Here is a 10,853-nt window from a genome sequence, read left to right as displayed (position 1 = left end):
GAGGGGCCTGCCAGCGACCGAACGAGACCGAACCAGGTCGACGTAGCGACCGCACCGCTCTAGGAGCCACGTTCAGAGGTACTCTCCGAGCAACGGTTCGACGCGCTCGCGCGTTCCTTCAGGGATCGCCTTCGAGGGGGTGTTGACCGTCCCCTCGAGCGAGGAGTGGGCCGGACACTCGTGGTCCTCGGGCAGGGTCCGGATCGCCTCCTCGACGGTTGCCTCGATCGCGTTCTGGTTGCGCTCGGCGTTCTCGAGCACCTCCTCGAGGGTGACCTCGCTGTCCTCCTTCCAGACGTCGTAGTCCGTGACGCCCGCGACGGTCGCGTAGGCGATCTCGGCCTCGCGGGCGAGTTTCGCCTCCGGGATCGCGGTCATGCCCACCAGATCCCAGCCCTGTGCGCGGTAGAACTCGCTCTCGGCGCGAGTGGAGTACTGCGGCCCCTCGATGCAGACGTAGGTCCCGCCCTTCGCGACGTCCGCGTCCGTCGCCTCGGTCGCGGCCTCCGTGAGGTGATCGACCAGCGACGGACTGTAGGGCCGTGTGAACGGCTGGTGGACGACGACGCCGTCGCCGTAGAACGACATCTCCCGATGGCGCGTCCGGTCGAAGATCTGATCGGGGATCACGAGCGTGCCCGGCTCCAGGTCCTCGCGCAGCGAGCCGACGGCGTTCGAGGCGAAGACGTGGGTGACGCCGACCGTCTTGAGTGCGTACATGTTCGCGCGATAGGGGAGGTCCGTCGGAGAGGCGCCGTGGTCCGGGCCGTGGCGCGGGAGAAAGGCGACCTCCCTCCCCGTCGTCCCGAACTCGCCGATCGTCACGGGCGCGCTCGGTTCGCCGTAGGGCGTGTCGATCTCCTCCTCGCGGGTGTTCTCGAGCGGCAGTGCGTCGTAGATCCCACTCCCGCCGATGAAACCGATCATACTTCGCCGTCGTGCGGGAGCGGGCCTAAACGGTTCGGTCCCGACCGGAATCTCCTCGTGAAGCACACGGAACGCCAAATAGATTACACTAATCGATACATTAATTGTATACTGTTTTGTATTGCATAATATAATGGAGCGCAGTACCGTATGAAGTGGGCGAACAACGGACAAACGATCGTGGTCGTCGTTGTCGTGCTGATGGCGACGTTATCGGGGTGTGCCGGCTGGGGGGGCAACGGCCCCGCCGACGCCGACACCGTGGGAGGAGAGGACGGTCCCGAGGAGACCGAGGAGCCGACCGACGAACGAGACGAGGGCGACCAGAAGTCGACCGTCGAGGAGGACGCGGACGAGGACGATCCGCCGACCTCGAGTTCGGCGAACGACGTCGAACCGCCCACTGACGAGGACGAATCCGACACGGACGAGGAAGGGAACGACGCCGAACCAGCCGCCGACGGGGACGATGAAGACGGCACGGCCGATGTGGACGACACGACCGATGAGGACGATGCGACCGAGGCGGCCGACGACGAGGGCGACGAGAGCGGCGGCACGTCCGATACGGACGGGGACGCGGGTAACGGAACGAGCGACGATGGCGACACGGACGACGCATCGATCGACGACCCGAACGAGTCGGACGGCGAGGGCAACGAGACCGACGAGAACGAGACCGACGAGGCCGACGAGCCGATCCAGGAGTACGACGCCGCGGAGTTCACGTTCGTCGAGATCGCCTACGAGGACGCGGAGGAGCGGCCCCCCCACTCGACGGAGCTGTTGAACAGCCACGATCGTTCGATCGACCTGAGCGGCTGGTCGGTCACGACGACCCAGGGCGGGGAGTACGTCTTCCCGGAGGGCACCGAGGTCGGGAGCGACAGCACGATAGTGGTCCAGTTCGAACCTAGCGAGCTCACCCGCGACGGCGGTACGCTCGCGCTGGTCGACGCACGGGGCACCGTCGTCATCGAGGACGAGTACGGCGACTGAACACGGAATCGGCCCGTCCGTGCCACGAGCGACGACGTCGAGCACGGACCGGGTCCGTCGAGGATCCAGGGAGATCTCGATGGCCGGAACGCTTCCTGCCGCCAGGTACGATTCGATTCCCGGGGCGAGACGAAGCGACGAACCGCCGAAACCGCCGGCGACCGACCAAAACTCCCGAACCTCGTTCTCCCGGCGTTCGGCCGCCGGCCGGACGGATCGATGGCCGAGCGCTCCGTTCAGTCGTCGAGGAGACGCCACTCGTTTGCGCCGTTGCGCTCGATGGCGTCACGGCGCTCCATCTCGACGAGCACCTCGTTCAGCCGGTTGGGCTGGGCGATCTCCATCTGGATGCGCTCGACCTGGTGGAACTCCCCGAGCAGTTGGCGGATCTCCTCGGGGGAGAACGTCTCGCCGTCGCCCTTCTCCATCACGCCGCCGATCAGGTCGATCATGTCCTCGATGAAGTTCCAGGGATAGACGACCCAGGCCCACTCCTCGAGGCGTTCGCCGACGAAGTCGGGCTCGAACTCGCTGGTCTGGAGCAGCTGGAGCGTGCCGGTGCGTACCTCGTTGGCGTCGCGTTCGGTGACGTATTCGTGGGCGCGCTCGATCGAGCCGCCGGTGTCGGCGATGTCGTCGATGATGAGTACGTCCTTGCCTTCGACCGATCCCTCGGGCATGGGGTAGCGGATCTGGGGCTCGTCGCTCGCCTGGGCCGTGCCGACGTAGTGTTCCATCTTCAGGCTCGTCAGATCGTCCAGACCGAGGAAGTCACAGATGCACCGACCCGCGAACCAGCCGCCCCGGGCCAGCGCGACGACGACGTCGGGCTCGAACTCCGAGCGTTTGACGTCGGTGCTCACCGCGCGACAGAGACCGTAGATGTACTCCCAGTTGGTGATGGTGCACTTGAACTCGTCGGGGAGGTCGGACATTACGGCCGGATGCACGACTGGACCGGAGTTAAGTCGTCTGGGTCAACCCCGAACCCCGGGACGAGCGTCGTACCGACCGTGGACGCCGGTCGACGTCGCCGCTCGGAACCATCAGAGATATGTACGATTAACGTATACATCCGGTAGAGAGAACCGTCATGCTACAGATAACGTTCGTCGACGCGGACGGCGAGAAGGGGATCGTGGATACCGATCTGGGACTCCGGTATTCGGGACGGTTCCATGAGGAGATAGCCACGTGTGCGAGGAGGCTCGCGGAAGGTGAGGGCAGCCCGTCTCCGTCGGTCTCCACGCTCCAGAAGTTCGCAATCGAGCTGTATGCGGAGTGTCCGCTCTCCGAAGTCGAGCTCGTGGAGGAGAGACGACGGGGGTAATGCGATCGCGAGGAGTGGTGCCTCATCGAGTCGAATCCCTCCCTTCGATCCCGTTGCCGCGGTACCCGGGCGAGTATGTCGTTAACGATCATTAGGTTAATGTGGGCGGTCGTCCTACCCCGTTCCGATGAGCGAGATCGAAACCACCGTCGACGAGATCATGACGACCCCACCCCGATCGATCGACGCTGACGCGACCGTCGCCTCGGCCGCCCGCGCGCTCACTGAACGGGGGATCGGGTCGCTCGTCGTCGGCGAGGACCGCATCGAGGGGATCATCACCGAGACCGACGTCGTGGCCAGCATCGTCGAGGAACACGATCCGGCGAGGATGTCCGTTCGCGAGCTAATGTCGAGTCCCGTCGTCACCGCGAGGCCGACCGACACCGTGCGCAGGGCCGGTGAACTGATGGGCAAGAACCAGGTCAAGAAGCTCCCGGTCACCGAGGAGGGCAGGCCCGTCGGCATCGTCACCACGACCGACCTCGCCCACTTCCTTCCCCGACAACGGGTCCAGATGGCGGCCCGCCCGGAGTCGGAGATCAGGGAGGGAGAGTTCGAGTAGCGTCCTCGATCGGAGACGGACGGCTCGACCGGCCCACGGACCCGACGGTACGCCTATCCGACCGTCGGGGGTCCGACCGATGACCGACGGAGCGCGCTCGCCGTGAAGTGCCGCCGGGCGTCGTTCGATGGAAGCGAGCGGGCGTGAAACGGCGTCGAACTCCGTTCTGCGGCGGAGCTCGACGGTTCTCGGGCGGCACGGAGCTGTCACCGGTCGGTACTGTTTTACTGAAACCGGATGAACGACGCGTATGGCGCTGTACGCGATCGACGATCTCGAGGATGCGTGGGTCGCGACCCGCGAGTTTCTCACGCCGTTCTCGATCAAACGGCTATCGGTGCTCGCGGTGATCGTCCTCTTCGTCGGCGGGACGAGCGTTCCGGGCGGCGGCGGGACGGGCGGCACCGGCGGCGCCGAACCCGCCTCGGGTTCGGATCTCGAGATCGTCCGGGGGTTCCTGGTCGAGAACCTGTTCGCCATCGGGCTGCTCGTCGGGGCCGTCCTCGCGGTCGGTCTCGCGTTCCTGCTCGTCGGCTCGGTCATGGAGTTCGTCTTCGTCGAGTCGCTGCGGACCGACGAGGTGCGGTTCTGGGGCTACGCCCGCGGCCACTTCGAGCAGGGGCTCCGGCTGTTCGGCTTCCGGGTGGCGCTGGGGATCGTGAGCCTGCTGGCGATCGCCGTCGTCGCGGGATCGGGGCTGCTCGCCGCCGGGACGCTCCCCACGGCCGAGGTAGGCGGGCTCCTGTTCGCGCTCGCCGCGTTCGTGAGTGGCCTCGCGCTCGTCCTCGTCGCGGTCGTCGACGCCTTCACCACCGCGTTCGTCGTTCCCGTCATGCTCGTGCGCGATTCCGGCGTGATCGCGGGGTGGCGTGCGTTCCGGTCGACGCTCGTCGGGGCGTGGAGGCAGTATCTCGCCTACGCGATCGCCGCCCTCGTACTCGAGGTCGTCGCCGGGATCGTCTTCGGACTCCTGCTGGCCGTCGTCGCGGTCGTCCTCGTGATCCCGCTCGCCGTCGTCGTCGGTGCCGTCGCGCTGCTGGCCGCGGAGACGCTGCTCGTGGCCGTCGCGGTCGTCCTCGGGCTGCCGTTCGTCGCCCTGTTGATCCTCGCCGCGCTCCTGATCCAGGTGCCGATCCGAACGTATCTGCGCTACTACGCGCTGTTCGTCCTCGGCGACACCGACCGGACGCTCGATCCGATCCCCGAGGTCCGTCGGGCGGTCCGATCGGCGGACGGGAGGCAGGCGGCCCTCTGAGAAGCGGCCGGACGCCGCCCGATCACGGGTTCGAACCGTACACCTATTGTGTCGGCGCACATCCCCCCGAGGATGACCGAGGAGAGCCGAGCGCTCCGCGTCGCCGTCGTCGACGCGTTCACCGACGAGCCGCTCTCGGGCAACGCCGCGGGGGTCGTCCCCGAGGCGGGGGGACTGACCGACGACCAGCGGTTGGCGGTCGCGCGCGAACTCGCGGTGAGCGAGACCGCGTTCCTGACCGAGAGCGACCGTGCGGACCGTCGGATCCGCTACTACACGCCCGCCACGGAGGTGGATCTCTGTGGTCACGCGACGATCGCGAGCCACGCCCGCCTCTTCGAGGAGGGGGAGATCGACGCGGGTACCCACAGCCTGGAGACGAACGTCGGGGTGCTCGACGTCGAGGTCACCGAGGCGGGCGTCGTCTGGATGAGCCAGGACGAGCCGAGCGTCGAGCGCGTCGACCTCGACTACGAGCGGGTCGCGGCCGCGCTGGGGATCGATCCCGCGGCGCTCGCTGACGTCGGGAGGGACCTGCCGCTGGCGGTCGCCTCGACCGGGCTCCCCTTCCTGGTCGTGCCGGTGAACTTCCTCGCGACCCTCGGCGACGTCGAGCCCGACCACGGTGCGATCGAGGCCCTCTGTTCGGCGGTCGACGCGGCCGGCCTCTACGCGTTCACCTTCGACACGCTCGGAACCGACTCGACGCTCCACGCCCGGGCGTTCGTGCCGTCCGCGGGAATCCCCGAGGACCCGGTGACGGGCACGGCCAGCGGAGCGGCGGGTGCGTACCTCCGTCGGTTCGATGCGTTCGGCGACGACCTCCCCGACGAGATGTGCTTCGAGCAGGGTCACTTCCTCGACCGGCCGGGCGAGGTCCGCGTTCGGGTCGACGGGGCGGTTCGGGTCGGCGGCCGGGCCGAGAGCGCGCTCTCGGGGACGCTCCGGCTTCCCGACTCGGGCGAGGAAGAGATCGTCGAGGCGTAGCCGAGGTTCACTCGGATTCGAGTGGTTTGTTACACGAAAGTTCGACACGGTCGCAACCTTCTTTACCGGCCTCGGTGTGCTCCCGAACGTAAATGGCAGTAACCTGGCTGGAGGACATCGGTTCGGACGACCTCGAGACCGTCGGCGGGAAGGGCGCCTCGCTGGGGGAGCTGACGGGTGCGGGGCTTCCGGTTCCGTCGGCGTTCATCGTCACCGCGGGGACCTACCGCGAGTTCGTCGAGAACGCCGGGATCGACGGGGAACTCGACGCCGCCGTCGACGTCGACGTCGAGGACTCCAAGGCCCTCGCCGGCGCCGCGGAGCGTGCGAAGGAGCTCATCCTCGGGACGTCGTTTCCCGAGGAGCTGCGCGAGGAGGTCCTCAGTGCGTACGACGCCTTCGAGGACGAACCGTTCGTCGCCGTGCGCTCCTCGGCGACCGCCGAGGACCTGCCCGACGCCTCCTTCGCCGGCCAGCAGGAGACCTTCCTCAACGTCGACCGCGAGGGACTGCTCGATCGGGTCAAGGAGTGTTGGGCGTCGTTGTTCACCCAGCGAGCGATCTACTACCGCAAACGGCAGGGGTTCGACGCCGAGGAGGTGAACATCGCGGTCGTCGTCCAGCGGATGGTCGACGCGGAGAAGAGCGGCGTGATGTTCACCAGCCACCCCTCGACGGGCGACCCCCGGATCATCGTCGAGGCCGCGTGGGGACTCGGCGAGGCGGTCGTCTCGGGCTCGGTCTCGCCCGATAACTACGTCCTCGATCGCGAGACCGGCCGCGTGGAGGAGGAGACGATCGCCACGAAGAAGCTGATGTGCGTCCGCGACGAGGAGAGCGGCGAGACGGTCGAACGCGAGGTTCCCGAGGGAAAACGGACCGAGCGCGTGCTCGATGACGACGAGCTCGCGGAGCTGATCGAACTCGGCGAGCGCGTCGAAAGCCACTACGAGACCCCGCAGGACGTCGAATGGGCGATCGCCGACGGGGACGTCTTCATGCTCCAGTCGCGACCGATCACGACGATCGCCGGAGGCGAGATCGAGGAGGCCGACTCGAGCGGTCGGGAGGGGATCGCAGACGGCAACGGCCAGGCTCAGGGACAGAGCGGCGAGTTCGCGGAGCGCGAGGAACGCGGACACGACGAGCCGGCCGAGGGCGAGGAGCTCGTCCACGGACTCGGATCGAGCCCGGGAACGGTGAGCGGGACGGCCCGGATCGTCACCAAGCTCGACCAGCTCGACAAGGTCGAGGAGGGCGACATCATCGTCACGGAGATGACGACGCCGGACATGGTGCCGGCGATGAAACGCGCCGTCGGGATCGTCACCGACGAGGGCGGGATGACCTCCCACGCGGCGATCGTCTCGCGCGAGCTCGGCGTTCCCGCCGTGGTCGGCACCGGCAACGCCACCACGGTCATCGAGGACGGCCAGCGCATCACCATCGACGGCGAGCGCGGCAGCGTCGAGGCGGGCGCGGTCGCGAGCGACGAGGACGAAGAGCGGGTGAAACGGGAGGCGGTCGAGGAGGTCCGCCCCGAGACGCCCGTGAAGCCGATGACCGCCACCGAGGTGAAGGTGAACGTCTCCATAGCGGAAGCCGCGGAGCGCGCCGCCGCGACGGGGGCCGACGGGGTCGGCCTGCTCCGGCTCGAGCACATGGTCCTCTCGCTCGGCAAGACGCCGGGGAAATACATCGCCGACAACGGCGAGAAGGCCTACGTCGACGAGATCGTCCAGGGGATCCGGGCGGTGGCCGACGAGTTCTACCCGCGGCCCGTCCGCGTTCGAACCCTCGACGCGCCGACCGACGAGTTCCGTCAGCTCGAGGGTGGCGAGGACGAGCCCCACGAGCACAACCCGATGCTCGGCTATCGGGGCATCCGGCGGAGCCTCGATCGACCCGACGTGTTCGAACACGAGCTCCGAGCGTTCAAGCGGCTCTACGAGATGGGCTACGACAACGTCGAGATCATGTTCCCCCTGGTCAACGACGCGAACGACGTCCGCGCCGCCCGCCGGCTAATGGAGGAGGCAGGCATCGACTCGGAGAAGCGTTCCTGGGGCGTGATGATCGAGACGCCCGCGAGCGCGCTGGGCATCGAGGGAATGGCTGAGGCGGGCATCGACTTCGCCTCGTTCGGTACCAACGACCTCACCCAGTACACGCTCGCGGTCGACCGCAACAACGAACACGTCGCGGACCGGTTCGACGAGCTCCACCCCGCCGTTCTAGAGTTGATCGGCAGCACCATCGAGACCTGCCGGGAACACGGCGTGAAGACGAGCATCTGCGGGCAGGCGGGCTCGAAGCCCAAGATGGTGCAGTTCCTCGTCAACGCCGGCGTGAGCTCGATCAGCGCGAACATCGACGCGGTTCGTGACGTTCAGCACGAGGCAAAGCGCATAGAACAAAAGTTGCTTCTCGATTCGATCCGCTGAAGGCGGATCGGTCGCGGGTCTACTGGAAGGAGAGGCCAGCGTCGAGCTTCTCGGCGACCCGGAGGTTCTTGAAGTAGTTCGCGGCACCGAACAGCGTCGGCGCCCACAGGCCGACGAAGAGGCCGTGGGTCTTGTCTCCCTTGATGTAGTAGAGGTACCAGGAGAACGCGATGGACGCGATCGCCGCGAACACTACCGGCTCGGCCATCGGATCGAACGCCGCCTCGGCGCTCTCTTTGGCTTCCTCTAGCTCTTCTCCGTGCTCGTCGTCGTTTGACAGTGCCATTGCGAATCAAACGATGGTCGCATACCGTTTAGTCTCGGTGCCGGGAGACGCAAGGCCCGCTCAGTTTCCCGGCCGCGTATCGGGTCTTTTCAGGCGGTTTCGGCGAGACGGGACCGGGAACGAAAGCGGCTAAACGCCTCGGTGGGTCGTACGGGTATGCAGCGGGCCGAGTCGGCGCCGAAGCCACAGTCGTTCGATCGCGTGCTCTCGTCGATGTGTACGCCGCCACACCCCGACGCACGCGAGGCGGCCGAGCGCTTCCTCGCGACGAACCCGGGCGATCCGGCCACGTACGCGGGCGTCGCCGAACTCGAGGAGCGAGCGATCGAGCTCCTGGGCGAGATCGCCTCCCTGGCGGAGCCCCACGGCTACGTCGCCAGTGGCGGTACCGAGGCGAACATCCAGGCGGTCCGGGCCGCGCGCAACCTCACAGCGGGCGACGTCAACGTCGTCGCTCCCGAGAGCGCCCACTTCAGCTTCCGGAAGGCGGCGGAACTCCTGGGCGTGGAGCTTCGGCTCGTGCCGACGGTCGACGGCCGGGCCGACCTCGCGGCGCTCGAGGCGGCGATCGACGCGGAGACGGCGCTGGTCGTCGCGGTCGCGGGCACCACCGAGTACGGCCGGGTCGACCCCATCCCCGAGATCGCCGCGCTGGCCGAGGAACGGGACGTGCGCATGCACGTCGACGCCGCCTGGGGCGGGTTCTACCTCCCCTTCGCCGACCGCGAGTGGAGCTTCGCCGACGCCCGGATCGACACGATGACCATCGACCCCCATAAGCTCGGCCGGGCCGCGGTACCCGCGGGCGGCTTTCTCGCGCGCGAGCAGCGCACCCTCGACGCGCTCGCGGTCGAGACCCCCTATCTGGAGTCGCGGAGCCAGATCTCGTTGACGGGGACGCGAAGCGGGGCGGGCGTGGCGAGCACCGTCGCCGCCTGCGAGGCGCTCTGGCCCGACGGCTACCGAGAGGAGTACGAACGCGCGCGGGCGAACGCCGAGTGGCTCGCGGAGGAGTGCGCGGCTCGCGGACTCGACGTCGTCGAGCCCGAGCTGCCGATCGTCGCCGCGGACGTTCCCGAGGTCTCGTTCGACGCGCTGCGCGAGGCCGGCTGGCGGATCTCGCGGACCGGCGCGGGCGAGCTGCGCGTGGTCTGTATGCCCCACGTCACCCGCGGCGTCCTCGAACGGTTCCTCGCGGATCTCGATCGGTACGTCACCGGGAGCTAAATCGGAGGAGTTCGTAGGGGGAGGCATGTACGAGATCGTCGTCGGGGTGGACGCGAACGTCGACCGCGCGCTCGCACAGACGAACGCCATCACCGGGCTGCCGGGACACGAGGAGATCCGGGCGACCCTCGTCCACGTCCTCGAGGACGACGAGGGATCGGTCGAGGACGTCGAATCGGTCGCGGAGGCCCGGTCGGCGCTCGAGGAGGCGGGGGTCGACGTGCGGGCCGAGGGTGCGCAGGGCGACCCCGCGCTGTGTCTCCTGGACACGGCCGAGCGACGCGACGCCGACTGCATCTGCGTCGCGGGACGGGACCGCAGTCCGACGGGCAAGGCGATCTTCGGTAGCGTCACGCAGGACGTGATCGTCGGAACGAGGCGTCCGACGCTGGTCTGTAGCGCCGAGTCGTAGGGCGGGCGTCGGACCGGCGATCGCAGCCGATGTCTATATTAATATGTAAGTTTACCGTAATGACATGGCCGGCAACAGGATCATCAACGTCCGTCGGCTGAGCTACGAGCTCAGTGGCGCCGTCGCTGAGCGCGAACTCACGCGAATCAGGGCGCTCGTCGCCGAGATCGGCGTCTGTCCCCAATGCGGCGAATCCGCGACGCCGAGCGACGTGATCGCCCCGCCGGCCAACGAGTCCGAGTTCGAGAGCGAACTGCTCCGGGAGTCCGCACTCAGCGACGACCACGTCGACGTGCGGTTCGAACCCTGCGGGGACGAGGTCGACATCCGGGAGATCGACGGTCTCGACGTCCGGATCCGCGACGGCCCGATCGAGATCGACTACGATCCATCGCCGGTGTAGCATCGGCGGAGAACCGGC

General features: G+C 67.7%; 12 protein-coding genes. 9 read left to right on the top strand and 3 right to left on the bottom strand.

The window, feature by feature from the left end; translation table 11 throughout:
* Positions 1-72 precede the first annotated feature (72 nt).
* Positions 73-927: an S-methyl-5'-thioadenosine phosphorylase gene (gene mtnP, locus V0Z78_RS16025; protein WP_336345676.1), complete on the bottom strand. Its 855-nt coding sequence runs from the start codon at positions 925-927 to the stop codon at positions 73-75.
* 150 nt (positions 928-1,077) lie between these two features.
* Between mtnP and V0Z78_RS16020 the strand changes: the two genes are divergently transcribed.
* Positions 1,078-1,926 carry a hypothetical protein gene (locus V0Z78_RS16020; RefSeq protein ID WP_336345675.1) on the top strand — a complete coding sequence of 283 codons (849 nt, stop codon included), beginning with the start codon at positions 1,078-1,080 and terminating at the stop codon, positions 1,924-1,926.
* A gap of 236 nt (positions 1,927-2,162) precedes the next feature.
* On the opposite strand, the gene V0Z78_RS16015 is transcribed toward V0Z78_RS16020, so the two are convergent.
* On the bottom strand, positions 2,163-2,861 hold the full coding sequence (locus tag V0Z78_RS16015) for a phosphoribosyltransferase (RefSeq protein ID WP_336345674.1): 699 nt from the start codon (positions 2,859-2,861) through the stop codon (positions 2,163-2,165).
* 158 nt (positions 2,862-3,019) lie between these two features.
* On the opposite strand from V0Z78_RS16015, the gene V0Z78_RS16010 reads away from it, so the two are divergent.
* The 5 genes from V0Z78_RS16010 (at position 3,020) to ppsA (ending at position 8,507) form a co-directional block, all read left to right on the top strand.
* Entirely contained in the window at positions 3,020-3,256 is a 237-nt protein-coding gene (locus V0Z78_RS16010; protein WP_336345673.1) for a hypothetical protein, read from the top strand.
* 127 nt (positions 3,257-3,383) lie between these two features.
* Positions 3,384-3,821: a CBS domain-containing protein gene (locus V0Z78_RS16005; protein ID WP_336345672.1), complete on the top strand. Its 438-nt coding sequence runs from the start codon at positions 3,384-3,386 to the stop codon at positions 3,819-3,821.
* Positions 3,822-4,071: 250 nt separating this feature from the next.
* Entirely contained in the window at positions 4,072-5,076 is a 1,005-nt protein-coding gene (locus V0Z78_RS16000) for a DUF7544 domain-containing protein (protein ID WP_336345671.1), read from the top strand.
* A 72-nt stretch (positions 5,077-5,148) separates the two neighbouring features.
* Positions 5,149-6,063, top strand: coding sequence for a PhzF family phenazine biosynthesis protein (locus V0Z78_RS15995; RefSeq protein ID WP_336345670.1), 915 nt, complete (start codon positions 5,149-5,151; stop codon positions 6,061-6,063).
* Between the two features lie 92 nt (positions 6,064-6,155).
* Positions 6,156-8,507 carry a phosphoenolpyruvate synthase gene (ppsA, locus tag V0Z78_RS15990; protein ID WP_336345669.1) on the top strand — a complete coding sequence of 784 codons (2,352 nt, stop codon included), beginning with the start codon at positions 6,156-6,158 and terminating at the stop codon, positions 8,505-8,507.
* A gap of 19 nt (positions 8,508-8,526) precedes the next feature.
* On the opposite strand, the gene V0Z78_RS15985 is transcribed toward ppsA, so the two are convergent.
* Positions 8,527-8,793 carry a hypothetical protein gene (locus V0Z78_RS15985; RefSeq protein WP_336345668.1) on the bottom strand — a complete coding sequence of 89 codons (267 nt, stop codon included), beginning with the start codon at positions 8,791-8,793 and terminating at the stop codon, positions 8,527-8,529.
* Positions 8,794-8,949: 156 nt separating this feature from the next.
* Between V0Z78_RS15985 and mfnA the strand changes: the two genes are divergently transcribed.
* The 3 genes from mfnA (at position 8,950) to V0Z78_RS15970 (ending at position 10,835) form a co-directional block, all read left to right on the top strand.
* A complete protein-coding gene (gene mfnA / locus V0Z78_RS15980) occupies positions 8,950-10,020 on the top strand; it encodes a tyrosine decarboxylase MfnA (protein ID WP_336345667.1) in 1,071 nt (356 codons plus the stop codon).
* Between the two features lie 25 nt (positions 10,021-10,045).
* Positions 10,046-10,432: a universal stress protein gene (locus tag V0Z78_RS15975; RefSeq protein ID WP_336345666.1), complete on the top strand. Its 387-nt coding sequence runs from the start codon at positions 10,046-10,048 to the stop codon at positions 10,430-10,432.
* A 64-nt stretch (positions 10,433-10,496) separates the two neighbouring features.
* Positions 10,497-10,835 (top strand): hypothetical protein, encoded by a 339-nt coding sequence (locus V0Z78_RS15970; protein ID WP_336345665.1) that lies wholly within the window; start codon positions 10,497-10,499, stop codon positions 10,833-10,835.
* The last annotated feature ends 18 nt before the right edge of the window (positions 10,836-10,853 follow it).

Origin of the sequence: Halalkalicoccus sp. CG83 (assembly GCF_037081715.1) — an archaeon.
Classification (GTDB): Archaea; Halobacteriota; Halobacteria; order Halobacteriales; family Halalkalicoccaceae; genus Halalkalicoccus; species Halalkalicoccus ordinarius.
The sequence above is the reverse complement of the archived record's forward strand: the minus strand, read 5'-3'. Positions and strand labels throughout refer to the sequence as shown.

Coding starts and splice junctions, on each gene's coding strand:
- mtnP (WP_336345676.1), bottom strand. CDS start 927: ATGATCGGTTTCATCGGCGGGAGTGGGATCTACGACGCACTGCCGCTC.
- V0Z78_RS16020 (WP_336345675.1), top strand. CDS start 1,078: ATGAAGTGGGCGAACAACGGACAAACGATCGTGGTCGTCGTTGTCGTG.
- V0Z78_RS16015 (WP_336345674.1), bottom strand. CDS start 2,861: ATGTCCGACCTCCCCGACGAGTTCAAGTGCACCATCACCAACTGGGAG.
- V0Z78_RS16010 (WP_336345673.1), top strand. CDS start 3,020: ATGCTACAGATAACGTTCGTCGACGCGGACGGCGAGAAGGGGATCGTG.
- V0Z78_RS16005 (WP_336345672.1), top strand. CDS start 3,384: ATGAGCGAGATCGAAACCACCGTCGACGAGATCATGACGACCCCACCC.
- V0Z78_RS16000 (WP_336345671.1), top strand. CDS start 4,072: ATGGCGCTGTACGCGATCGACGATCTCGAGGATGCGTGGGTCGCGACC.
- V0Z78_RS15995 (WP_336345670.1), top strand. CDS start 5,149: ATGACCGAGGAGAGCCGAGCGCTCCGCGTCGCCGTCGTCGACGCGTTC.
- ppsA (WP_336345669.1), top strand. CDS start 6,156: ATGGCAGTAACCTGGCTGGAGGACATCGGTTCGGACGACCTCGAGACC.
- V0Z78_RS15985 (WP_336345668.1), bottom strand. CDS start 8,793: ATGGCACTGTCAAACGACGACGAGCACGGAGAAGAGCTAGAGGAAGCC.
- mfnA (WP_336345667.1), top strand. CDS start 8,950: ATGCAGCGGGCCGAGTCGGCGCCGAAGCCACAGTCGTTCGATCGCGTG.
- V0Z78_RS15975 (WP_336345666.1), top strand. CDS start 10,046: ATGTACGAGATCGTCGTCGGGGTGGACGCGAACGTCGACCGCGCGCTC.
- V0Z78_RS15970 (WP_336345665.1), top strand. CDS start 10,497: ATGGCCGGCAACAGGATCATCAACGTCCGTCGGCTGAGCTACGAGCTC.